At 69.0% G+C, this 23,387-nt stretch carries 20 protein-coding genes; 4 read left to right on the top strand and 16 right to left on the bottom strand.

From position 1 onward, the window contains the following. Positions 1 to 45: 45 nt before the first annotated feature. From ACLQ7T_RS10395 to ACLQ7T_RS10370, 5 genes are all read right to left on the bottom strand, one after another. Positions 46 to 657 (bottom strand): M23 family metallopeptidase, encoded by a 612-nt coding sequence (locus tag ACLQ7T_RS10395; protein WP_420479366.1) that lies wholly within the window; start codon positions 655 to 657, stop codon positions 46 to 48. A 221-nt stretch (positions 658 to 878) separates the two neighbouring features. Then, the gene (locus ACLQ7T_RS10390) at positions 879 to 2,699 is read right to left on the bottom strand and encodes an autotransporter domain-containing protein (RefSeq protein ID WP_420479365.1); all 1,821 of its coding nucleotides are present in this window, start codon (positions 2,697 to 2,699) and stop codon (positions 879 to 881) included. 90 nt (positions 2,700 to 2,789) lie between these two features. Continuing rightward, entirely contained in the window at positions 2,790 to 4,679 is a 1,890-nt protein-coding gene (serA, locus tag ACLQ7T_RS10385) for a phosphoglycerate dehydrogenase (RefSeq protein ID WP_489671820.1), read from the bottom strand. A gap of 158 nt (positions 4,680 to 4,837) precedes the next feature. After that, entirely contained in the window at positions 4,838 to 5,155 is a 318-nt protein-coding gene (locus tag ACLQ7T_RS10375) for a hypothetical protein (protein ID WP_420479364.1), read from the bottom strand. Between the two features lie 217 nt (positions 5,156 to 5,372). After that, entirely contained in the window at positions 5,373 to 6,779 is a 1,407-nt protein-coding gene (locus tag ACLQ7T_RS10370) for an SDR family oxidoreductase (RefSeq protein ID WP_420479363.1), read from the bottom strand. Between the two features lie 122 nt (positions 6,780 to 6,901). On the opposite strand from ACLQ7T_RS10370, the gene ACLQ7T_RS10365 reads away from it, so the two are divergent. Next, entirely contained in the window at positions 6,902 to 7,825 is a 924-nt protein-coding gene (locus ACLQ7T_RS10365; protein ID WP_420479362.1) for an Hsp33 family molecular chaperone, read from the top strand. Here the strand turns inward: ACLQ7T_RS10365 and ACLQ7T_RS10360 are convergent. From ACLQ7T_RS10360 to ACLQ7T_RS10340, 5 genes are all read right to left on the bottom strand, one after another. Continuing rightward, entirely contained in the window at positions 7,822 to 8,370 is a 549-nt protein-coding gene (locus tag ACLQ7T_RS10360) for an SPFH domain-containing protein (RefSeq protein ID WP_420479395.1), read from the bottom strand. The two genes, ACLQ7T_RS10365 and ACLQ7T_RS10360, sit on opposite strands and share 4 nt — an antisense overlap. 431 nt (positions 8,371 to 8,801) lie before the next feature. Continuing rightward, the gene (locus ACLQ7T_RS10355; protein WP_420479361.1) at positions 8,802 to 9,593 is read right to left on the bottom strand and encodes a hypothetical protein; all 792 of its coding nucleotides are present in this window, start codon (positions 9,591 to 9,593) and stop codon (positions 8,802 to 8,804) included. Between the two features lie 77 nt (positions 9,594 to 9,670). After that, the gene (locus tag ACLQ7T_RS10350; protein WP_420479360.1) at positions 9,671 to 10,090 is read right to left on the bottom strand and encodes a hypothetical protein; all 420 of its coding nucleotides are present in this window, start codon (positions 10,088 to 10,090) and stop codon (positions 9,671 to 9,673) included. Further along, on the bottom strand, positions 10,090 to 11,952 hold the full coding sequence (locus tag ACLQ7T_RS10345) for a gamma-glutamyltransferase family protein (protein WP_420479359.1): 1,863 nt from the start codon (positions 11,950 to 11,952) through the stop codon (positions 10,090 to 10,092). The genes ACLQ7T_RS10350 and ACLQ7T_RS10345 overlap by 1 nt, the downstream gene beginning before the upstream one ends. A 71-nt stretch (positions 11,953 to 12,023) precedes the next feature. Continuing rightward, the gene (locus tag ACLQ7T_RS10340) at positions 12,024 to 12,824 is read right to left on the bottom strand and encodes a hypothetical protein (protein WP_420479358.1); all 801 of its coding nucleotides are present in this window, start codon (positions 12,822 to 12,824) and stop codon (positions 12,024 to 12,026) included. Positions 12,825 to 13,170: 346 nt separating this feature from the next. Between ACLQ7T_RS10340 and ACLQ7T_RS10335 the strand changes: the two genes are divergently transcribed. After that, positions 13,171 to 14,034, top strand: a complete 864-nt coding sequence (locus ACLQ7T_RS10335; protein WP_420479357.1) for a bile acid:sodium symporter family protein — start codon at positions 13,171 to 13,173, stop codon at positions 14,032 to 14,034. A gap of 61 nt (positions 14,035 to 14,095) precedes the next feature. On the opposite strand, the gene phoB is transcribed toward ACLQ7T_RS10335, so the two are convergent. From phoB to ACLQ7T_RS10305, 6 genes are all read right to left on the bottom strand, one after another. Continuing rightward, a complete protein-coding gene (gene phoB, locus ACLQ7T_RS10330) occupies positions 14,096 to 14,785 on the bottom strand; it encodes a phosphate regulon transcriptional regulator PhoB (RefSeq protein WP_331045337.1) in 690 nt (229 codons plus the stop codon). 20 nt (positions 14,786 to 14,805) lie between these two features. Continuing rightward, positions 14,806 to 15,519, bottom strand: coding sequence for a phosphate signaling complex protein PhoU (phoU, locus tag ACLQ7T_RS10325; RefSeq protein WP_420471892.1), 714 nt, complete (start codon positions 15,517 to 15,519; stop codon positions 14,806 to 14,808). Then, positions 15,519 to 16,382: a phosphate ABC transporter ATP-binding protein PstB gene (gene pstB, locus ACLQ7T_RS10320; protein WP_420471893.1), complete on the bottom strand. Its 864-nt coding sequence runs from the start codon at positions 16,380 to 16,382 to the stop codon at positions 15,519 to 15,521. The genes phoU and pstB overlap by 1 nt, the downstream gene beginning before the upstream one ends. A 5-nt stretch (positions 16,383 to 16,387) precedes the next feature. Next, the gene (gene pstA / locus ACLQ7T_RS10315; RefSeq protein ID WP_420479356.1) at positions 16,388 to 17,701 is read right to left on the bottom strand and encodes a phosphate ABC transporter permease PstA; all 1,314 of its coding nucleotides are present in this window, start codon (positions 17,699 to 17,701) and stop codon (positions 16,388 to 16,390) included. Beyond that, positions 17,694 to 19,124, bottom strand: a complete 1,431-nt coding sequence (gene pstC, locus ACLQ7T_RS10310) for a phosphate ABC transporter permease subunit PstC (protein WP_420479355.1) — start codon at positions 19,122 to 19,124, stop codon at positions 17,694 to 17,696. Before pstC ends, pstA begins: the two co-directional genes overlap by 8 nt. Positions 19,125 to 19,261: 137 nt before the next feature. After that, entirely contained in the window at positions 19,262 to 20,686 is a 1,425-nt protein-coding gene (locus ACLQ7T_RS10305; RefSeq protein ID WP_420479354.1) for a sensor histidine kinase, read from the bottom strand. A gap of 152 nt (positions 20,687 to 20,838) precedes the next feature. Here ACLQ7T_RS10305 and ACLQ7T_RS10300 point away from each other — a divergent pair, with 152 nt between their 5' ends. Both ACLQ7T_RS10300 and ACLQ7T_RS10295 read left to right on the top strand, forming a co-directional pair. After that, entirely contained in the window at positions 20,839 to 21,801 is a 963-nt protein-coding gene (locus tag ACLQ7T_RS10300) for an ABC transporter ATP-binding protein (protein WP_420479353.1), read from the top strand. Next, the gene (locus tag ACLQ7T_RS10295; RefSeq protein ID WP_420479352.1) at positions 21,798 to 23,192 is read left to right on the top strand and encodes an ABC transporter permease; all 1,395 of its coding nucleotides are present in this window, start codon (positions 21,798 to 21,800) and stop codon (positions 23,190 to 23,192) included. The genes ACLQ7T_RS10300 and ACLQ7T_RS10295 overlap by 4 nt, the downstream gene beginning before the upstream one ends. Positions 23,193 to 23,387: the final 195 nt, after the last annotated feature.

The following is a 23,387-nucleotide window of genomic DNA, read 5'->3' as shown; positions in this document are numbered from 1 at the left end:
AAAGGGGTGAAGAAAGCGTGGGCGTATGTACGGAAAACGACTCTGTCAGGCGCCGGCGACCACAACCGGGAATGTTTCTCCCATCACCCGGACCGGATTGATCTGACGGTCCCCGCGTCGCACCTCGAAATGCAGGTGTGGGCCGGTCGAGCGGCCGGTCGAGCCGACCAGACCGATCCGGTGTCCGGCCTCGACTACGTCGCCGCTGGCGACGTCGATGCGGCTGAGATGCCCGTAAAGCGTGCTCATCCCGTTGGGGTGGCGGACCTCGATGAAGCGGCCGTAGCCGCCGGCGTCATAGCCTGTGCGCAGCACACGGCCTTCGGCGGCGGACCTCACCCCCGTCCCCGTCGGGGCGGCGATGTCGACGCCGTCGTGGTGACGGGCCGGACTGCCGGGGAGACGGCGCATGCCGAAGGCGGAGTTGATCGCATGACCGCGCACCGGCTCGGCGAAGGTGATCAGGCGCTGGACCGGCCCCGCCGGGGAGGCGACGGCGACCACAGGCGGCGCCTCGGGCACGGCGAGCGGCTCGGCCGCGGCGGGGCGGGAGGTCAGCGGCGCGGCGGCCATGGCCAGGACAGCCACGGCGCCCAGGACTGAGGCCTGGCCGGAATACAGAAGGAACGACCGGGCGGTCGGCAACAGGCGTCGCATGGGCGGCGTCGGCTCCGTCTTCGGCTCGGGATGAGCGGGAACAGGCGGCGCGGCGGCGCTCCGGCGGGCCGGGGCGACCGGGGCTCCGCGCCTCGGGAAGACGGCGGAATACCGGGGGCAGGGGGCGACTTTGGGGCGCCGGGGGCGGCAGGTCGTCGCAGGGGGCAACGAAAAGGGGCGCGGGCGATTGCCCGCGCCCCCGGTTCGCCGGTTCCGGGATCCTACTCGAGGGTGAGGGTCCAGGTCAGGGCGCCGACATGGCTGTCGGCGTGGTCGCCGAAGCGGCCGCGGTAGCCGAGGCTGAGCTTGCCGGGGCCGACGTCCGCCTCAACCCCGACGGAGGCCAGCAGCGAGCCGCCGAACGGGTCCTCGATCTCGCGCTCGAGGGCCTGGGCCGGGTTGCCGAGGATGCCGACCGTCACCGGATCGGAGCTGTCGCCGAAGCTGTCGCGATAGCCGCCCTCGACGAAGAAGCTGAGGCCTTCGCCGCCGCCTTCGGCGCGCAGCGACACCTCGGCCGCGGCGCCCTGAACGGTCCGGTCATGGTAGTCGTACTGGGCCGCGTAGCCGGTTTCGGCGTATCCGTTCACGTCCGTCGAACCCCAGCTGACGGCGGCGCGGGGCGACAGGGCGATCCCGCCCATATCGAACCACAGTCCGCCCTGCAGTCGGGCCCCGACGCTGCCGCCGTTGGTCTCGCCGCCGTGGACGATCGGCGCCAGCGAGGTCAGGCGGGTGATGTCGTCGTAGTTGTCGATCGAGCCGCCGATCGCGGCGCCGAGGAACATGTTCCCCGAACGCCAGCCGGCCCAGGCGTCAATGGCGTAGGTCTCCAGATCGAAGGCCATGGCGCCGGCCTCCACGTCCGCGGTCCGGAAGGCCGCGGCCAGACCGAACCGCATGTCCGGGCTCATCACATGGTCGATCCCCACGCGGCCGCCCCAACCGGTCGCCTTGGCGCCGGAGATGGTGTCGCGCGCGTCGGTCTCGACGCTGTCGGCCAGCACGCCGAAGGTCATCCGCGTACCGGGCTCCCAGGCCTCATGGCCGGCGAAGGTCTCGGTCGACAGGTCCAGCAGGTCCTCGCGCTGGCGGAAGGCGGTCTCGGCCTGGACGGCCGACTGGGCGCCGATGTCGCCGTAGTAGAGGTAGTCGACCGCCAGCTGGGAGATCAGCCGGTGGCCCGCGGCGGTCGGGTGGACGCCGTCCCAGTACAGATAGCTGTCGGGATTGGCGCAGACGGTGACCCCGTTGAAGCAGGGGTTGGTCACATTGCTCAGGCCGAACCGGCCGGGGTTGGCCGCCAGCGGATCGCTGAGCTTGTACAGGTCCATCAGGATGATGTTGGTGTTGGGCTGGGCCCCGGCCGTGGTCATCAGTCGGGTGAGCAGGGCGCTGTTGAACTGCTGCCCCGAGAAGTCGGCCAGGGCGGCGGCGCTGGCCCCGAGCGCCGAGAACTGCGGCGTGATTCCCAGGCGCGGCAGGTTGGTGACCAGGATCGTTCCGGCGCCGCGGGTGGCGATGTCGTTGACGATGAAGTTCACGTCGGTGGCGGCGGCGTTGACCACCGACTGCATGGCGCCGGTCGGGTTGGTCGAGGCGGCGGCGGCGGGGAAGGCCTGGAAGATGTTGTTGGCGCCGCCCAGGACGCTGACCAGGTCATTGGCGCCGAAGGTTCCGCCCGCGCCGGTATAGGCCGAGAGCTGGGTCCGCATCCCCGGAGGGTTCAGCGAGGTGTCGGTGCGGGCGCCGCCGAAGGCGTAGTTGATGCTCCCGGTCACCGGCGCGCCGGCGGCATAGCGCCCGGCGTTGAAGCCCAGCAGTTCGGTGAAGACCGGCCCGTTGGAGAATCGGCCCTGGTAGTAGGGCGGCGAGGTGGGCTGGGTTCCGGCGGTGACGGCGTACAGGTTGCCGTTGTCGCTGAGGCTGTCGCCGAAGACGACGAGGCGGTTGTAGGTCTGGGCGCTGGCCGTGGAAGCGACGGCGCCGACAGCGGCGACCGCCAACGCGGCGGCGGCCGCGTTACGCAGAAAACGAGACATCGATGTTCCTCCCTCGGTCGTCATGATGCGACCGTTAACCGCACTGTGCGCCCGTTTTCCGGGTATGCAAGATGCCGTCGGGTAAGGTTCTCAGTACAACATGCGGAATCGCAGCGTTCCTTCGACGGCGCGCAGGCTTTGAACCGCCTCCGGATCATAGTTCCGGTCGACGTCGGTGATGACGTAGCCGGTCCTTTCATCCGTCTTCAGATGCTGCCCGAGGATGTTCAGGCCCGCCCCGGCGATGGCGCGGTTCAGTTCGGCGAGGACGCCGGGCTGATTCCGGTGGATGTGCAGGATCCGGTGGGCGCCCGAGACCTCGGCCAGCTGCACGTTCGGCAGGTTGACGCAGAAGGTGGTGTCGCCCCGGTTCAGATAGGCCAGAAGCCGTTCCGCGGCGAATTCGCCGATGGCTTCCTGGGCCTCCTCGGTGGAGCCGCCGATGTGGGGCGTCAGGATGACGTTCTTCAGCCCGCGCAGGGGGCTGTCGAACGGGTCGGCGTTGGTGGCGGGTTCGTCCGGGAAGACATCGACCGCCGCCCCGCCGATCCGGCCCGAGCCCAGGGCCTGGGCCAGGGCGCCGACGTCGACGATATGCCCGCGCGACAGGTTCAGCAGCAGGGCGCCCGGCTTCATCTTCGCGAACTGCGCCGCGCCGATGATGTTGGCGTTGTCCGACCGGCCGTCGACATGGAGGGTGACGACGTCGCTCTCGGCCAGCAGGACGTCCAGCGACGACATGCGGCGGGCGTTGCCGAGCGCCAGCCGTTCGGTCAGGTCATGGAAGATGACCCGCATGCCCAGGTTTTCGGCCAGCACCGACAGCTGGCTGCCGATGGCGCCGTAGCCGACGATGCCGAGGGTCTTGCCGCGCAGCTCGCGCGAGCCGGTGGCCGACTTGTTCCATTCACCGCGGTGCATGGCGGCGGACTTGTCCGGCACGTCGCGCATCAGGTTGATCATGACGCCGATGGCCAGCTCCACCACCGAGCGGGTGTTGGAGTAGGGTGCGTTGAAGACGGCGACGCCGTGGTCCGAGGCGGCGGCGAGGTCGATCTGGTTGGTGCCGATGCAGAAGGCGGCGACGGCCATCAGACGATCAGCGGCGGCCAGAACGCGCTCGGTGACCATGGTCTTGGACCGGATGCCCAGGACGTGGACGCCCTTGATGCGCGCGATCAGCTCGTCCTCGCCCAGCGCCCCTTTCGCGGTCTCGACGGTGTAGCCCGCGTCCTCCAGCCGCTCGACGGCGGCGGGGTGGATGTTCTCGAGCAGCAGGATGCGCATGCGGCTGCGCGGGTAGGACCAGCGGCCGGTTTCGCCCTCGGCGTGCAGCAGTTCGTCGATGGAGGCGGCCTCGGCGTCGGCGGCCTCGACGACGGTGGGACGACGGACGATCTCGGTGAAGGCGTAGAAGCGGTCGGCCGCGCCGGCCAGCTTGACCTCGGCGTCGTTCCAGCCGTCGCCGACCATGACCACGGGCGAAGGCAGGCCCAGGGCCTTGATGACGGCGGGCTTGCCTCCCGCCTCGGACAGGGGGTTGGCGCCATCGACGCCGGTGACGCGGCCGTCGGCGTCATAGGTCAGGTCGTTGCACAGCACCCGGTCGGGCGCGACGCCGAGCCGCTCGGCGATCGGGGCGATGATCTCGCGGAAGCCGCCGGACAGGATGACGATGCGATGGGCGTTGGCCTTGAAGAAGGCGAGGTTCTTGCGGACCGAGGGCGCGCCCTCGTCGAGGATGCGATCGGCCAGGGCCTGCACATGGTCGCGGGTGAGGGGCAGCAGCGACAGGCGACGGCGCAGGGCTTCGCCGAACGGGAGGGCCCCGGCCATGGCCTGATCGGTCAGCTGCGCGATCTGCGCGCGCACGGACGCCGCTTCGGGCGAACCCTCGAGCGCGATATCGGCCAGAGCCTCAAGCGTCTCGACCCGGACGAGGGTCGAATCGAAGTCGAAAACATAGGTCGCGTCAGCCATTCCGGGACCTTGGCCCACCTTCGCACGTGCAGCAACGGACACGGCGGCGGCGGAGGGAAAAAGAGGGGCAGGGCGTGGGCGCGACCTATCCTCCACCTCGCCTGAAAGGGGGGCGGGAGCGGTCAGACGACGCGGAAAGTCCGGGTGGAGGGGCGACGTCATCGTCGTCGGAGGTGTTCGCGGACGGCATGGCGGCGGCTTGTTTCCGGCAAGGCCGTCGATTTCGGGGCCTCGCGCCCTGTTTTCGGTACGCCGGAAAAATTGGAGTCCGGAGAGTCCGGTTCCTCCGTCGCCCGGTCGGCCCGGACGCGGGCCGCGTAGCGCAGGGCGCGCAGGCATCGGGCGATGAGGCGGTGGGTCTGGCGGACAGCGTTCAGGTCGCGGCGGCGGCGCGCGTCTGTCCGGATTGTCAGGAGCCGGCGGTGCATGACCCGCAGGTCGGCGCACTGTTCGGAAAGGCGGCGGGCGAGGTCCATGAGGACAGGCTCGCACGCCGGTGCGTCAGGATTGGACGCACGGCGTTCCGCCGGTGGTGGCGGCTGACCGGGCCAGATGGTGGTCTGGAAGGTGACGGGGGTGATGGGTGACGAGGGTCGTCCCCGTCCGGGCGTGTCCTGCAACAGCCCGTTCCGCCGCCAATCACCACCCACCAGTCACTGGCGAGGCTCCAGCCCGACCAGCGGAAGCGCGCTCCTAGAACCGGCCGATATTGCGCAGGCGGCTGTCGGGGCGGCGGGCGTCGAGGGCGGCGGCGCCCACGGCGGCGGCGATGGTGGCCAGGGCCAGAAGAGCGCCGCCCTCCCGGGCGTGGGTCTTGGCGTAGTCACCGGCGTCCTCGGCATAGCGGCGGGCCGTCTTGCCGTGTTTTTTCAGCGCCTTGCGCGAAGACTTTTGCGTCTGCTTCCACCAGCGGCCGCTCCGGTCGCGGGCGTCGTCAGTGAAGTTATGGGCGCGATCGCCCGCTTCGCTCAGGCCGTGGCGGACGGTTTCCGCCAGATCCTCGAACCGGCCGCGGAGACCGTCCGTATCCACCCAGCCGCGCGGGTTGAAACGGCCGCGAAGCGTTTCCAGCCGGGTCGGGCCGGTGCGCTGGTTCAGCAGCAGGGTGGCGAGGCCGACCCCGGCCAGAACCGCCACGGCGCCGGCGGCGACGCCGGGATGTTTGCGGACTTCGGCGAGGGCGGAGAACTGGCGAACCATCGGATAGTGAACCTCTTCATCGAGGCCGTCTTCGGTCGGGTCGTAGAGCCCGTCGTCGTCCGGCGCATAGGCGGAACCCCTGTCCCGCATCAGGGAAGGAGCGAACCGGGCGAGAAGAGGTTCCGCCACGCCGGGCAGGGCGCTGTAGAGTGAGGCGATCAGGCGTCCGCCGCCGCCGACGGTGATTTCGCGGATCGGATGGACGGCGCAGTACAGGATGGTGTCCGCCGCAACCCGGGTCGCATAGACCGGCTGGGGGTTGTGGACCGCATAGCCGGTCAGATTGCGGGCGTGCTTGCGATAGGGGGTGTCCAGCGCCGCGGGCTTGACCAGGGTCAGGCTGACCGGGGCGTCGTCGCGCATCAGCTCCATCCGCAGGGCGTTGGTGAAGCCCTTCACCGCATGCTTGGACGCCGAATAGACGCCCTGAACGGGCAGGGGCGCGTCGGACAGGATGGAGCCGACATTGATGATCGCCCCGCCCCACGGCCGGTCGCGCAGGCGTTCGGCGGCGAGGATGGAGCCGTTCACCACGCCCCAGTAATTGGTCTCGAACAGCCGCCTCTGGTCCGCCAGCGTGGTCTCGCGGATCGGGCCGAAGATCGAGACGCCGGCGTTGTTGATCCAGGTGTCGAAGCCGCCGAACAGACGCTGGCATTTGTCGGCGGCCTCGGCCAGGGCGTCCGGATCGGCGACATCGGCGACGGCGAAGGCCGCGCGGGCGCCGCCGGCCTGGAGTTCCTCGCACAGGGCGGCCAGATCCTTCTCGCCGCGCGCGATCAGAAAGACGCAGGCGCCCGCCTTCGCCGCGCGACGGGCCACGGCCAGACCGATTCCCGAGGTCGCCCCCGTGATCACAATCGTCTGTTTGTTCAACGGCTTGAGGTGGGCTCTGGACATCCGGTCACCGCTTGAGGTTCACGGGAGACTATACCGCTGCACGCGGCGTGGGGGAGGGGGCCTTATCATCGCCGCTTCGGCCCCCTATCTAGCCGCCTTCGCATTCATGACCGAGGACCGCCGTGACCGATCACGCGCCTGCCCATTCCACGCCTTCCGACGACCTGGCCGCCGCCTTCCAGATCGAGGGCTGGCCCGTGCGCGGTCGTCTGGTGCGTCTGGGCGAGACCATCGACACCATCCTGTCGGCCCACGCCTATCCGGAGCCCGTCGCGGCCCTGCTGGGCGAGGCCTGCGCGCTGGCGGCCCTGATCGGGTCGAGCCTGAAGTTCGAGGGCCGGCTGCTGGTGCAGGCGCAGGGCAACGGCCCGGTGCGCTATGTGGTGGCCGATTACGGCACCGACGGGCACCTGCGCGGCTATTGCCGGTTCGACCCGGATGAGGTCGCGGCCGTGTCGCAGGGCTTCGCCCGTCCCGGCGCGAAGACGCTGCTGGGCGACGGCGTGTTCGTGATGACGCTGGACCGCGGCCCGGATTTCGAACGGACCCAGGGCATCACCCCGATCGAGGGCGAGAGCCTGTCGCTGGCCGCCGAACACTATTTCCAGCAGTCGGAGCAGATCCCGACCAAGGTGCGTCTGGCCGTCGGTTCGGTGGAAACCGCCGAAGGGTCGCAATGGCGCGCGGGCGGGGCGCTGATCCAGCTGATCGCGGGCGACGAGACGCGCGGCTCGACCGAGGACGTCTGGGATCGCACGCGGGCGCTGTTCCAGACGCTGGCTGACGACGAGCTGATCGATCCGACCATCACGCCGGACGTGCTGCTGTTCCGCCTGTTCCACGAGGACGGGGTGCGGCTGGAGGGCGCCAGGGCGCTGCAGGCCCAGTGCCGGTGCTCGAAGGACCGGATCAGCGGCGTGCTGGCCTCGTTCGACCCGGCCGAGCGCGCCGCCATGATCGAGGACGACGGCAAGATCCGCGTGACCTGCGAGTACTGCGCGACGGTCTATGAGCTGGAGCCGAACGAGGTGACGGCGGCGGGTTAACCGCCGGTCGGCGACCGCGCCAGCGCGCCGTCGCCGATCACCAGCGTCGCGCCCTTGCCGGCGGTTCCGACCGCCTGCAGCACCCGCAGGTTCATCAGCTCTGGATTGTCCTTGAGCAGGCGCGCGGCGTTGGCCAGCGAGCGCAGGGCGGCATGCTCGCCCCGCGCGCGCTCCAGCGCCGCCTGGCCTTCCAGACGGGCTCGCTCGACCTCGGTGACGGCGCGGCGCAGCTCCGGGGGCATGACCACCCCGGCCAGAACCAGATCGGTGATCCGCGCGGGTCCGGCCACGGCCTCCGGCTCGGCGCGCAGCGGTTCGCCGTCGGCGGTCGTGCGGGCGAGAAGCTCATCCAGCGTATGGCGGGCGGCGAAGGCGCTCAGGGTCTGGCTGACCGACAGGCGGACGGGCTCGAACGGCGGATGGCTGAGCGAGGCGACGATGTCGGTGACTTCATAGACGACGGTGGCCGACAGGCGGATCGGCTGACGGTCGGCGGTGACGACCTCGACCGGACCGACCTGCACATACTGCGGGCCGGTGGAAATGCGCTGGACGAACAGGCTGCGACCGGAGCCGAAGACGTGATGCTTTCCCCGGCGGCAGCAGGCGGTCGAAGCCGCCGTCGCGGTAGAGGGCGCCGTGCTCCCACGGGGCGATCAGGAAGGTCCGCATGGACAGCTTCACCGCCACAGAGGCGATGATGACGAGCACAAAGGCTCCTGCGATCCCGGCCAAATCCATTTCGAACTCCGTCAGAAGTCCCGGCGTCTCGAGATGGAGGCGGGGGCGCATGACCCGCAGAGCCTCCCTCCCGACTGCCTTTCGGCCGACGCCGGGCTCCCTTTTTGCTTTCAACCAAAGGAGATGCTGCCCCTTTATCGGCTGACCGCGCCCCCCTGGGGGACGTCACGCCGGGGATGACATCAGACGCGGAATCGAACCGCGGACCCACGCTATGCGGGCGCCGATGGCAGGTCTAGTCCTGACGGGAGACGGGCGGGGAGGCGGTGGCCGGACCGACGGCGAGATAGCCGTCGAAGGTCCCGTCCGCCTCGGGCGCGATGACGACGCCGCGACGGTCGCCGAGGCCGAGCGGGGTGACGGGATTCGGGCCACACTCATCCCGACAGTTCCAGGCCTCGCCCCCGTCGGCGGCGACGTAGAGGGACAGGACTTCCTCCGGGCGGAAATGGGCGGCGGCGGGCAGGCCGATGCGCGAGCCGACGCGGCGCGCCTTTCCGGCATGGACCGAGCCGACGAAGATCATCATGCGCCGCTCGGGAGCCGCGCGGGCGGCGGCGGACCAGAGCTGGGCGCGATCGAGTTCGTCATGCGACTGGGTGAAGCCCTCGACGCGGGGGCTGTCGGGGACGGAGGCCAGCAGCTTCAGGTCGGCGCCCGCCTGATGCAGGGCCCGGAAGCGCTGAAACATGGCCAGCATCGCCTCGCTGCCGCGCCCGTCGTGATAGCGGAAGGGGCCGTGCGGGTAGGCCAGCAGGAGGACGCGGGCGGCGTCGGCGTCCGGCTCGGCCATGAAGGCGTCGAAGGTCGCCTGCATCGGCGCCGGATACTCCAGCACCGCCGTGACCGGGCCCTTCTCCAGCGCCAGACAGACCAGATCGGCGAAGGCGGCGGGGGCCTCGGCGGTGCCGTGCATCTCGCCGACGGCGATGAAGCGCAGGTCCTCGTTCCAGAGCGCCTCGGAGCCGCGGACGGGGGCGCAGGCGGGCTGGGCCGTCAGCAGGGCGGCGGCGAGCAGCGAGATCATGGAACCCCCGGTTACATGCGCCTCCCACCGGCGCGTGTCCAGGCTCGGCAGTCAATGTGGCCGGGCTGTGGCCGCAGTCAGCGCTTTGCCTGCGCCCCGACGGTTTCGGCCACGCTTTCGGAGACCGCGCGGCGCTGCATCCGGAACGTGCCGGACCAGTCTCCGTAGATCGACCAGCTGCCCACGATGGTGTCGCCGTCGTCCAGGATCTGGCCGGTGTAGTCGATCGGATCGTCGTGGCCGCCGCCTTCGGAGAATTTGGTGAAGGTCAGGACCGCGCCGTCGTGATGGCCGTCCACAATGGCGGGGATGTCGGGCTGGTCCGCGCCGCCGAGGGTGTCGGGCTCGATGGTTGTGCCGGTCACCGCGCCGCCCGTGTCGCTCAGCTCGGCGACGAAGGGCGTCGGCGGCAGATCGTCGTCAGGATTGGACACGGGATCGTGGGGATAGAAATAGACCCCGGTCCAGCGCCCCGTCAGATCGACCTGCCCCGCCATCAGTACGCCAGCGCGATGCCGTCCTTGCGCATCTCCGTCGCCGCGCCGTAGGTCCAGCGACCGGCCATGGGTCCATCGGGGTTCTGCTGCATGACCACGTTCTGGTAGCCGCCGAAGCCGCCGTCGGGCGGGCCGAGCGTCCAGCCCATGGCCTCGAGTTGCGCCCTGGTGGCGGCGGGGACGCCGGATTCCAGATGCAGGCGGCCGACGCCCTCGGCCGGTTCGCCGGTGGGCTCGGACGAGCCGTAGTGCTGCCAGCGCGGGGCGTCGCCGGCCTCCTGCGGGTCGAGGCCGTAGTCGACCATGTTGATGATGATCTGGGCCTGTCCCTGGGGCTGCATCCCGCCGCCCATGACGCCGAAGGCCATCCACGGATGGCCGTCCTTGCAGGCGAAGCCGGGGATGATGGTGTGGAAGGGACGCTTGCCGGGGGCGTAGACGTTGGGGTGGCCGTCGGTCAGGGCGAACAGCTCGCCCCGGTCCTGGAACATGAAGCCCAGCGTGTTGCCCGCGCCGTCGTCCGCGACCAGGCCCGAGCCCATGCCGCGGTAGTTGGACTGGATCCAGCTGACCATCATGCCGTCCTTGTCGGCGACGCTGAAATAGGTGGTGTCGCCCTGGGTCGGGGCGTCGCCGGGGAAGACGCGGTCCATGACCCGGTCGGGGCGGATCAGGGCGGCGCGCTGGCGGGCGTATTCTTTCGAGTTCAGCCACTCGACCGGGGTGCGGCTGAAGCGGTCGTCGGCGAACCATTTGGCGCGGTCCTCGAAGGCCAGACGCTTGGCCTCGGCCTGATGGTGGATTGAGGCGGCGGACTGGAAGCCCATGCTCTTCAGGTCGAACTGTTCGCAGACGTTGAGGATCTGGTTGGTCGACAGGCCCTGGGTGTTCGGCCCCAGGCCATAGACGTCGACGCCGCGATAGTTGGTCCGGATCGGCTCGACCCATTCGGTGCGGTGGGCGGCCAGGTCGGCGCGGGTCATCCAGCCGCCGATGCGGCGGAAATAGCCCTCGATGGCGTCGGCGATGGGGCCGTCATAGAAGGCGTCGCGGCCGTGTTCGGCGATCAGGCGGAGCGTCCGGCCGAGGTCCGGATTGGCGAACATCTGGCCGACCTTGGGCGTCGCGCCGCCGGGGGCGTAGACCCGCTTGCGGTTGTCGTTCTCCTCGATGATCTGCGCCGAGCGGTCGAAACCGGCCATGTTGCGCTCGAGGTAGTAGGCGATGACCTGCGGCATCGGCACGCCTTCCTCGCACAGCTCGGCGACGGGCAGCAGGACGTCCTTCCACGGCAGCTTGCCGTAGCGCTGGTGGGCGCTCCACCAGGCGTCGACCGTGCCGGGGACGTTGACGGTGACCGCGCCGTAGGAGGGCAGGTGGCCGTTGGGGCGGGCCTTTGACCGCGCCGTCTCCAGCGACAGACCACGGGGGCTGTTCCCCGAGCCGTTGAAGCCGACGACCTTGCCCTGGGCCGGGTCCCACAACATGCAGAAGGCGTCGCCGCCGATGCCGTTCGCCACGGGCTCGAGGAAGCCGAGCGCCGCATTGATGGCGATGGCGGCGTCGATGGCCGAGCCGCCGCGCCGCAGGGTGTCGATGCCGATCAGGGTGGCGCGCGGATGGGCCGTGGCGGCGGCGCCGTTGGCGCCCCAGACGGTCGACCGGCCAACGAACTTCGGACCCGTGATCCGGTCGCCGATGCCGATGCCGGCGTAAGGGTCAGGACGCGGCGTCGGGCGGGGCGGCGCGCCGGCGGGGGCTTGCGGCTGGGGCGTCGCTTGCGGAGTCTGTGCGTTGGCGATTCCGCTCCCGGCCAACAGCGCCCCGGCGGGCAGGGACGACAGGAAGGTGCGACGACGCATGGGCGAACTCCCCTTGGAACTGAGGGAGGGGAGCCTAGCGAGATTGGGACAGGAGGGAATAGGCTAAGGGCTCAGTTGGCCTCGTTGTGTCGGATTGTATATATCCAGTCCACCCGGGACATTTTTGCGCCACTGGCCCTAGAGGACTTGTCGATCTCTGCAAATTCCGGGCCTCCGACCCAACAACAGAATCGAGTAATTCTTTCTTTTCCAAACGTATCTTCGTATTCGATCTCTCCGACAAGATACAGAGCCTTGGTGCCTTCCATCACGGCGTCGTATTCGACTTGTTTCATTGGCTTGTACTGTATCGCTTCGGCTTCAAGGGATTCGCTGGACTGTACGACGAAAGCCGGAGGTACTTCGTTGGGGTCCTTTGCAAATTCTCTAGATATGTCTCCAATATATGGATTTGGAAACACTTCTAGTGCTGCCCGGTATCTTACTTTGTAAGCGGGAGTTGCTCCCGAATTTGTAATTTTAAAATCTACTCTGGCCTTTTGGCCGGGGTGTAAGCGATGTAATGTACGTTCTTTGATTGCCAGATATGCTCTTAGCTCTGCGGTCGTATGTCGGCGACCGTCGCTGATTGATACATATGCGATAGCTAGGGTTCCGACTAATGCCGAAAACTCAAGCACGCTCCATCTCCACTGTCGCTCAGCAAGCGCGACAGCATTGGTCGCGGCGACAGCCGCTCTCCATTGAGCATCCAGTTCAAGTTGGGCGGTCTGCGCATTTTGAACTGCCTCCAAGCATGCCGGAGAGTTAGGACCAGTTTCGGCTGTGGCGTGCTGGTCGCTTGGTTCCCCATCTCGCACTTCAGGGACCAGTTTTGCTGGCATGCAGTCCGCCAGCGGTCCAATCGGCATGCGAGTGGGGTCTTGCGGAGAGTATGATATCGGGCGCGGACCACCTGCGGCCCAGAATACGGCCGTCGCTAGGACACAGACCCCAGCCAAGATTGGTAGATAGCTTCGTATTTTCATCGAACCGAAATACGCGAAGATTCGGCTCAGGGTTAGTTTCGAATGGCTGCCTGTTGTGGAAGGTCACTGCTTCAGCCTCTCAGAGCCGGCAATGAGCAAGTCGAACCAACGATGAAGGCTTCGATTCCATTCCGCGCTCGCTGCGACGCGCCGTCGCTTGGCGGGGTTCGCGGGACGTGACACGCTGACCCTGAAAAGGCGCGGGACAGCGCTCGGGGGAGACAGGATCATGGGTTCGGCCATCACCGTCATCGGCCTGCCGATCGCACTGGGGATCATCATGTTCGGGCTGGGGCTCAGCCTGAGCCCCGGCGATTTCGTGCGGATCGGGCGACGGCCCAGGGCGGTGGCCGTGGCGCTGGCGTGCCAGTTGATCCTGCTGCCGCTTGTGTGTTTCGGACTGGTGCTGCTGTTCCGTCTGCCGCCGGTGCTGGCGGTGGGGATGATGCTGCTGGCCGCCTCGCCGGGCGGGACGACGGCCAATCTCTACAGCCACCTGTTCCGGGGTGATGTGGCGCTGAACATCAGCCTGACCGCGATCAATTCGGTTATCGCGGTGGTGTCGCTGCCGATCGTGGTCAACCTGTCGCTGGCCCTGCTGCAGCCGGGCGGGGAGCAGGTCGGGCTGCAGTTCTCCAAGACCGTCGAGGTCTTCATGATCGTACTGGGCCCGGTGGTGCTGGGCATGCTGGTGCGGGGCCTGAAGCCGGCCTTCGCCGCGGCCATGGACAAGCCGGTGCGGATCGCCTCGGTGGTGATCCTGACGCTGGTCATCGTGGGCGCGGTCTCGGCCCAGTTCGATGTGCTGATGAGCAATCTGGGCGCGCTGGCGGGGATTGTGGTGACCTTCTGCCTGCTGAGCCTCGGGATCGGCTTCCTCGTGCCGCGGCTGCTGAAGATCGAGCGATCGCAATCGGTGGCCAGCGCCTTCGAGGTCGGGCTGCACAATGCGACGCTGGCGATCGTCATCGCCCGCTCGGTGCTGCAGAACCCGGACATGTCGCTGCCGGCGGCGGTCTATGGCGTGCTGATGTTCCCGTTGGCGGCGGCTTTCGGGGTGCTGATCACGCGCGGGAAGAAGGGGGCGCAGTAACCTCTTTCGTCATCCTCCGGTGCTCCGCAGGAGCGACCGGAGGATGACGAAAGGGAGGGTGTCAGCCTCCCAGATCCAGCGAATACCCGGCGGAGCGGACGGTGCGGATCGGGTTGACGGTGCCTTCGACGTTGAGGGCCTTGCGCAGGCGGCCGACGTGGACGTCGACGGTGCGGGCCTCGACGTAGACGTCCGAGCCCCAGACGGCGTCCAGCAGCTGTTCGCGGCTGAACACCCGGCCCGGGTGCTGCATGAAGTGGTCGAGCAGGCGGAACTCGGTCGGCCCCAGGTGGATCTCGAGGCCTGCGCGGCGGACGCGGTGGGCGACGCGGTCGATGACGATATCGCCGTGGTTGATGCGGTCGTCGGCCAGACCCGGACGGATGCGGCGCAGGACGGCGCGGATGCGGGCCGTCAGCTCGGTCATCGAGAAGGGCTTGGTGAGGTAGTCGTCGGCGCCGGTGTCCAGGCCGCGGACGCGGTCGGATTCCTCGCCGCGGGCGGTCAGCATGATGATCGGCAGGTTGCGGGTCTCGGACCGGCCGCGGATGCGGCGGCAGACCTCGATGCCCGACAGCTTGGGCAGCATCCAGTCGAGCAGGACCAGGTCGGGCAGGCGCTCGTCGATCTGGAGCATGCCTTCCTCGCCGTCCGAGGCGACGACGACCTTGTAGCCCTCTTTTTCGAGGTTGTAGGACAGCAGCGTCGCCAGCGCGTCCTCGTCTTCCATCACCAGAACATAGGGCTGCACGTCAGGCTCTCCGGTCGAGGTCAGGCGGGGGTCGGCAGGTCGCCGTCGGTCTCGGGGTTCCAGCGCGGGCGCTCGCCCGTGAACTCCAGACCGGTGATTTCGTAGTGGATGGTCTCGGCCACATTGGTCGCGTGGTCGCCGATGCGTTCCAGGTTCTTGGCCATGAACAGCAGGTGGGTGCAGGCCGTGATCGTGCGCGGGTCGCCCATCATGTAGGTGAGCAGCTCGCGGAACAGGGCGTTGTAGTGCTCGTCCACCTCGTCGTCGGTGTTCCAGACGGCGATGGCGCGATCGACTTCACCGACCGCATAGGCGTCGAGCACGTCGCGCAGGCGCATGGAGACCAGCTTGCCCATCCGCTCGATCGAGCGGGTGAGGAGCTGCATCGGTTCGCCCTCGGCCAGGATCAGGGCGCGCTTGGCGATGTTCTTGGCGAGATCGCCGGTCCGCTCGAGATCGACCGCCAGCTTCATGGCGGACAGGGTCTTGCGCAGGTCCGAGGCGACCGGCTGGCGCAGGGCCATCAGGCGGATGGCCTTCTTCTCGATATCGCGGTGCATGGCGTCGAGGCGGGCGTCGCGCTCGACCACGGCCTTGGCGAGGGCCACGTCACGACGGGCCACGGACTCGACGGCGTCGGCGACCTGGGCCTCCGCCAGGCCGCCCATGCGGGCGACTTCGGCGGTCAGCTGGTTCAGTTCGTCGCCATAGGCCTTGACGGTGTGCTGGTTCATCAGCCGAAGCGCCCCGTGATGTAGTCGAGGGTGCGCCGCTCGCGGGGATTCGTGAAGATTTCCTCGGTCGGGCCGGTCTCGACCAGACGACCGAGGTGGAAGAAGGCGGTGCGCTGCGAGACGCGGGCGGCCTGGGCCATCGAGTGGGTGACGATGACGATGCAGTAGCGCTCGCGCAGCTCGTCGATCAGCTCCTCGATCTTGGCGGTGGCGATCGGGTCCAGGGCGGAGCAGGGCTCGTCCATCAGGATGACTTCAGGCTCGACCGCGATGGCGCGGGCGATGACCAGACGCTGCTGCTGGCCGCCCGACAGACCGGTGCCCGGCGAGTGCAGACGATCCGCGACCTCGGTCCACAGGCCGGCGCGCTTGAGCGAGGCCTCGACGATGCCGTCCAGATCGGCCTTGGTCGCGGCCAGACCGTGAATGCGCGGGCCGTAGGCCACGTTCTCGTAGATCGACTTGGGGAAGGGGTTCGGCTTCTGGAACACCATGCCGACGCGGGCGCGCAGCAGGACGGGATCGACCGCCCTGGCGTTGATGTCCTCGCCGTCCATCTCGATCTGGCCGGTGACCCGGGCATGCGAAATGGTGTCGTTCATGCGGTTCAGCGTCCGCAGGAAGGTGGACTTGCCGCAGCCCGACGGACCGATCAGGGCGGTGACGGTCTTGTCCGGAATGTCCAGCGAGACGTCGAACAGCGCCTGTTTGCCGCCGTAGAAGACGGAGACGTCGCGGGCGTTGATCTTGGTCGGGCCGACCGGGCCGGAGGGGGCGACGGGCGGGGCGGTCAGCACGCCGGTCTCCGGGGCGGCGGCGGGGCCGTCCGTACCTTCGGCGGCGCGGAAAATCTTCGAGAACATGGGGGTTACCACCGGCGTTCGAAGCGCCGGCGCAGCAGGATGGCGGCGGCGTTCATGACGATCATGAAGACGAGCAGGACCAGGATCGCGGCGGCGGTCCGCTCGTGGAAGGCGCGTTCGGACGCGTTCTCCCAGATGTAGACGAGCGAGGGCAGGGCGCCCGACGGCTCGACGATGCTGTGCGGCAGGCCCGGCACGAAGCTGACCATGCCGATCAGCAGCAGCGGGGCGGTCTCGCCCAGGGCGTGGGCCATGGAGATGATGGCGCCGGTCATCACACCGGGCATGGCCAGCGGCAGGGTGTGCTGGAAGACCGTCTGGGTCTTCGACGCGCCCATGGCCAGGGCGGCCTCGCGGATCGAGGGCGGCACGGCCTTCAGCGACGACCGGGTGGCGATGATGATGGTCGGCAGGGCCATCAGGGCCAGCACCAGGCCGCCGACCAGCGGGCTGGCGCGGGGCAGGTGCATCCAGTTGATGAACAGGGCCAGGCCCAGCAGGCCGTAGATGATCGACGGCACGGCGGCGAGGTTGTTGATGTTGACCTCGATGATGTCCGTGATCCGGTTCTTGGGGGCGAACTCTTCAAGGTACAGGGCCGCGCCGACGCCGAGCGGAATGGCGATGACGGCGGTGACCAGCAGCATCAGGGCCGAGCCGATGACGGCGCCGAGGACGCCGGCCAGCTCCGGTTCGGTCGAGTCGCCCTTGGTGAAGATGGCGGTGTTGAAGTGGGCCGAGACGTGGCCGTCGGCCTTCATCCGGTCCAGCCAGGCGAGCTGCTGGTCCGACAGGCGGCGCTGGTCGGACGGAGTCGCCTTCGAGATCTCGCCCTTGAAATAGAGGTCGGCGTCGTCCGAGGCCGGGGCGGCGATCATCACCGTCTGGCCGACCAGGTTCGGCTGCTTCTGGATGCGGGCGGCGGCGGCGAACTTCAGTTCCGACGAGAACAGGCCGCGCATGGCGCTGGCCTTGGTCCCGGCCTCATCATCGGTCTCGCCCAGACGGGCCAGCTGCTGCTCGGCGACCAGCTGTTCGAAATTCGTGCCTTGCGGATAGGCGCGGTCGATGCGGGCCGGGTCCATGTAGACCGGCACGGTGACCGTGTGGGTGTAGAAGGCGGTGTGACCCTGTTCGACGATCCGGCCGAGCAGGAGCAGCAGGAAGCCGACCGCGACGCCGATGGCCAGAAGGCCATAGAGCCGGAAGCGGCGCTCGCGGGCGTAGCGCTTCTTCAGACCGGCGCGCAGGCGGTCGACGCGGGCGGCGTCGGCGGGCGTGGCGGCCGCGATGGGGGCGTGATCGGCTGCGTCAGTCATATTGCTGCCGGTAGGTCTGGACGATGCGCTGGGCGACGATGTTCAGCAGCAGGGTCACGAGGAACAGGGTCAGGCCGAGACCGAAGGCCGACAGCGTCTTGGGGCTGTTGAACTCCTGGTCGCCGGTCAGAAGGGTGACGATCTGGACGGTGACGGTGGTCACGGTCTCGAGCGGGTTGAGCGTCAGGCGGGCGGCCAGGCCGGCGGCCATGGTGACGATCATGGTCTCGCCGATGGCGCGCGACATGGCCAGCAGCATGGCGCCGGCGACGCCGGGCAGGGCGGCGGGCAGCAGCACGCGCTTCACCGTTTCGGACTTCGTCGCGCCCATGGCGTAGGAGCCGTCGCGCAGCGACTGGGGCACGGCGTTGATGATGTCGTCCGAAAGCGAGCTGACGAAGGGGATCAGCATGATGCCCATGACCCCGCCGGCGACGAGGGCCATCTGGTTCTGGACCAGCATCAGATACTGGCCGAGGCCGTCCAGCGGCCCGCCGGCCATCCAGGCGCCGATCGTGTTGAAGAAGACCCGCATGGCCGGACCGACAGTCAGGGCGGCGAAGAAGCCGTAGACGACGGTCGGAACGCCGGCGAGGATCTCGAGGATCGGCTTGACCGTCGCGCGGAAGGTCGGGCCCGCGTACTCCGACAGGTAGATGGCCGAGAACAGGCCGACCGGGCCGGCCACGATCATGGCGATCAGCATGATCAGGAAGGTGCCGGCGAACAGGGGCAGGGCCCCGAAGGCGCCCGAGGAGCCGACCTGGTCGGCGCGGATCGCCGTCTGCGGGCTCCACTGGGTTCCGAACAGGAACTCGGTGATCGGCACGGAGCCGAAGAAGCGGATCGAGTCCCAGACCAGAGAGGCGACGATGCCGACGGTGGTCAGGACGGCGACGGCCGAGCAGGCGAACAGGGCGCCGACGATCCAGCCCTCGACCCGGTTGCGGGCGCGCATCTCCGGACGGATCTGGCTGAAAACGAACAGGGCGCCCAGAAGGGCGGCGAGGGCCGCGCCGACGACGCCCGACAGGCCCAGCATCAGATGGATGCGGGCGGCGCGCTGGCCCTCGGCGGGCAGGAGTTCGGAATAGGGGGCAGGCCAGATCTGCATCGCCTCGCGCCCCGCGCCGATGGCCTGGGCGTCAGCGTAGAAGGCCTGGCGGCGGAAGGGCTCGAGCTGCTGCACGGCCTCGGGCGCGCCCGAGGCCATCAGCTGATGCTCGACGGGGGCGGAGAAGACCGAGGCGAGGGTCAGCACCAGCAGGGCCGGGATCGCCGTCCAGATCAGGGCGTAGGCGCCGTGCTGGGCGGGCCGCGAATGCGCCCTGACGGTCTTCGCACGGCGCGCCGCAAGGGTGCGCGCGCCGAAATAGGCGGCGACGGCTGCGGCGATCAGGATCGGCAGAAAGAGCCAGGTCATGGTGATCCGGGAGGGAGAATCGGAAGGGTCCGGTCGCCCGGTTCGCCCCGCGGCGGAAACTGCCCGGGAATGGTCAGCGGATTAAGACGGCTGCGTGACAGTTCTGTTACGCCGCAGGGCGCGGTGTCGCAGGGGCGTCACGCGGCGGTCGCGTCGATCCGGCCGGCGGATTTCTCGGCGACGGGGAAGTAGGCGGTGAAGACCGCGCCCTGTCCCGGCGCGCTTTCCACCGTCAGGCCGCCGCGGTGGCGGTTGACGATGTGCTTGACGATGGCGAGGCCGAGGCCCGTGCCCTGTCGTTCGCCGCTCTTCTGGCCCTCGACCCGGTAGAAGCGCTCGGTCAGGCGCGGCAGGTGCTCGCGCGCCATGCCCGGCCCGTGGTCGCGCACCGTGATGGCGGCGTAGCGGCGGCCCGGCTCCCGATCCGGAGTGACCAGCGGCAGGCGGGTGATCCCGCCTTCGCGCGCGCCGCCGGACCAGGGGGCGGAGGCCTCGTCGAGCGTGACGTCGGGGCGGATGACGATCTCCACCGTGTCGCCCGAGGGCGAGTATTTGATGGCGTTGTCGACCAGGTTCTGGACCACCTGGACGATCTCGTCCCGGTCGCCGTGGACCGGGGCGGACAGGTCCCGGTCGTCCAGACGGACGGTCACCGACCGCTCGGCCGACAGGATGCTGACGGCGTCCATGACGTCGACGGTGGCGCGGGCCAGGTCGACCCGGCCGGCGGGCGGAATGTGTTCGTTCAGCTCGATGCGGCTGAGCGACAGCAGGTCGGCGACCAGCCGGCTCATCCGGTCGGCCTGGACGGCCATGATGTCGAGGAAGCGGTCGCGGGCCTTGGGATCGTCCTTGGCGTGGCCCTTGAGCGTCTCGATGAAGCCGGCCAGCGAGGCCAGCGGCGTCTTCAGCTCGTGCGAGGCGTTGGCCAGGAAGTCGACGCGCATCAGCTCCATGCGCCGCACGTCCGTCTCGTCGCGCAGGACCAGAAGGGCCAGGGTCTCCGCGCCGCCCGGCGCGGGCAGGGGACGGGTCAGGGCGCGCCAGTGGCGGGTCTGGGCGCCGACGCCGGCATAGTCGGTGGTCCGGGCCACGCCGCCGAACAGGGCCTCGTCCACGGCCTCCAGAACGGAGGGTTCGCGCACGGCCGAGACCAGCAGGGCGCCCTCGCGCTGGATGCGGAACAGTTCGCGGGCGGCGTTGTTGGCCAGCACCACGCGGCGTCCGGCGATGTCGTCCGCCTCGCCGCCGGAGATGACCAGCACCGGGTCGGCCAGGGCCTCGAAGGCGCTGTCCAGCAGGCGGGGATCGGCGGCGTCGACCGGGGGCGGCGCGACATCGGCGGCGTCGGGATCGCTGATCGCGACGGGGCGTTTCCGGTTCACGGCCCAGGTCAGGACGATCACCAGCAGGGCGGCTCCGATCAGCCAGGGGGCGAGCGAGGGACGGACGACGGCGAGGGCCAGCAGGACGGCGATGGAGACGCCCGCGCTGGCGCCCACGGTCCACAGACGCGAGGCCGCGGACGGCGCGACGGGAGACTGGGCGGCTTCGTAGGGCATTGCCATTCGGGCGGGTCGACCAAGGGGGTGAGTCGTATGCACCGAACATGACATGGAATTCATGACAATCGACCCGCGAACCCCTCCGGCTCGGGTTGTCAAACGTCCTTTACACTTCTAGGCTTCTCCCGGTTGTACAAGGGGAGGGGCTTATGACGGCGGCTTTGACGCTGGAGGGTGTGAGCAAGCGATACGGCGACTTCCAGGCCGTGCGCGATCTCAGCTTCGAGGTGCCCAAGGGCTCGATCTGCGGCTTCCTGGGGCCGAACGGGGCGGGCAAGACCTCGACCCTGCGGATGATCCTGGGCCTGCAGCCGGCGACGGCGGGGCGGATCACCATCCTGGGCGCCGACGACGGGCGCAAGGTCCGCGACCGGATCGGCTTCCTCCCGGAGGAGCGCGGTCTCTACAAGAAGATGACGCCCGTGGACGCCATCGCCTTCTTCGGCTCGCTGAAGGGCCTGCCGCTGGGCGAGGGCCGCAATCGGGCGAAGGAGATGCTGGAGGCCCAGGGGCTGGGCGCGTCCAGGCGCAAGAAGATGAAGGAGCTGTCCAAGGGGATGGCCCAGAAGGTCCAGTTGATCGCGTCAGTGGTGCATCGCCCCGAGTTCGTCATCCTGGACGAGCCCTTTTCGGGGCTGGACCCGATGAACCAGCAGGGGCTGGAGCAGATGATCCGCGGCCTGGCCGCCGACGGCGCCACCGTCCTGTTCTCGACCCATGTGATGCAGCACGCCGAGCGGCTGTGCGACCAGGTCGTGTTGCTGGCCCGGGGGCGGAAGGCCTTCGAGGGCACCATCGCCGAGGCGCGCGCGACCTCGCGGCGCTTCCTGGAGCTGGAAGGGGCGATCGATCCCGATCAGGCGGCGCGGCTGCCGGGGGTGACGGGCGTCGAGACCGTCGCGGACGTGGACGGGGTTCGGGTGCTGAAGGCCGCCCTCGGTCAGGGCGCGCAAGGGCAGGAGGCCCTGAAGGCCGCCTTCCTGACCGGGCTGGACGTGCGTCGCTTCGAGCTGCGCGAACCGACCCTGCATGACGCCTTCATCGACCTGACGGGCGACCGGCCCGATGTCGACCAGTCCGTCAAGCCGACCGCCGTGGAGGCCGCCCGATGAACCGCATGTTCCTGATCGCGCGGCGGGAGTACGCCGCCTACGCCATGACCGCCGGCTTCTGGCTGTCGCTGCTGGCCTTCCCGCTGTTCGCGGTGCTGGGCGGCGCCATTCCGGTGCTGATCAAGTCCTCCGAACCGGTGCGCGAGGTGGTGGTGATCGAGGACGGGGCCGGGGCCGCGGGCCTGTCGGCCTCGATCCGGGACGCCCTGGCCCGGGACGCGGACCGCCAGCGCGAGCGGACGGAGGAGGCGATGAAGAAGGCGGCCGCGGCGAGCGGCGGCGCGGCCAATCCGGCGGCGACGCAGGGGGCGATGGCCTCCCTGTCGCGTCCCGCCCTGCGCATCGTCGACACGCCGGCCGACATCACGGCCGCGGCGCCGGGGGCGGCCCGGGATGAGGCGGCGCGGCGTCACCTGACCGACGAGACGCCTAAGGATCAGCGGCTGGATGCAGTCGTCTTCCTGACCCGCGACGAGAGCGGCAAGCCGGCCGCCCGGGTGTGGAGCGCCCGCGCCACTGACGACACGGTGGAGGATTTCGTGCGCGACGCCCTGCGGTCGGCCAACCGCAAGACCGTGTTCGAGGGCGCCGGCATCGACGCCGGCGTGGTCGAGGCGGCCGAGAAATTCCGTCCGGAGGTGAAGGCCTTCTCGCCGCAGTCCGCCGGCGGGGGCGAGGTGTCGTTCCGCGACCGGCTGCCCGTGATCATGGGGCTGGGCGGCGGCTTCCTGCTCTGGTCGCTGATCATCACCGGCGCCTCGATCCTGCTGAACAGCGTGATGGAGGAGAAGTCGAACAAGATCCTGGAGGTTCTGCTGTCCTCGGCCTCCACGACCGAAATCCTGACCGGGAAAGTGCTGGGCGTCGCCCTGCTGACCCTGACCATGCTGGCGGCGTGGGGCGGTCTGGGCGCGACCGCCTTCTTCCTGTTCCAGCCGGACTACGCCGCCATGGCCGGCGACATCCTCTGGCAGGGCGGGCTTCTGGCCTGGTTCGTCGGCTTCATGGTCGGCGGCTATCTGATGTACGCGGTGCTGTTCGCGGCCATCGGCGCCTTCTGCGAGACGCCGCGGGACGCCCAGACCCTGATGGGGCCGATCATGATGGTGCTGGTGGTGCCGATCATGGTCATGTCGATGGCCCTGCGCTCGCCGGACGCCCCGGTGATCCAGATCCTGTCGTGGGTGCCCTTCTTCACGCCCTTCCTGATGATGGCGCGGCTGCATTCCAATGTGCCCGTGGTCGAACTGGTCGGAGCCATGGCCGGGATGTTCGCCTTCGCCTTGTTCATGGTCTGGGTCTCCGGCCGCGCCTTCCGCGCCGGCGCCCTGTCGGATGTGAAGCTGAGCTGGAAGAGCTTCGCGGGCGCCATCCGGGGCGGGGGGAACTAGGCGGTCCGCATCTCACCTCTCCGTTCGCCCTCAAGCGAATGGAGAGGATGGACCGGCGCGCCAGCGACGGTCAGGTGAGGGCGGCTCCGTCAGGACAGGAGGTGTCTCGAACACCGGTTTCGGCGGGCCAATCCCCACCACCTGCGCCGCCCCCTCCTGATCGCTGCGCGATCTGTCCTTCCCATCGCCTTGAAG

It is taken from the genome of Brevundimonas sediminis, assembly GCF_048799765.1.
In the GTDB taxonomy this organism is placed as follows: Bacteria; Pseudomonadota; Alphaproteobacteria; order Caulobacterales; family Caulobacteraceae; genus Brevundimonas.
The sequence above is the reverse complement of the archived record's forward strand: the minus strand, read 5'-3'. Positions and strand labels throughout refer to the sequence as shown.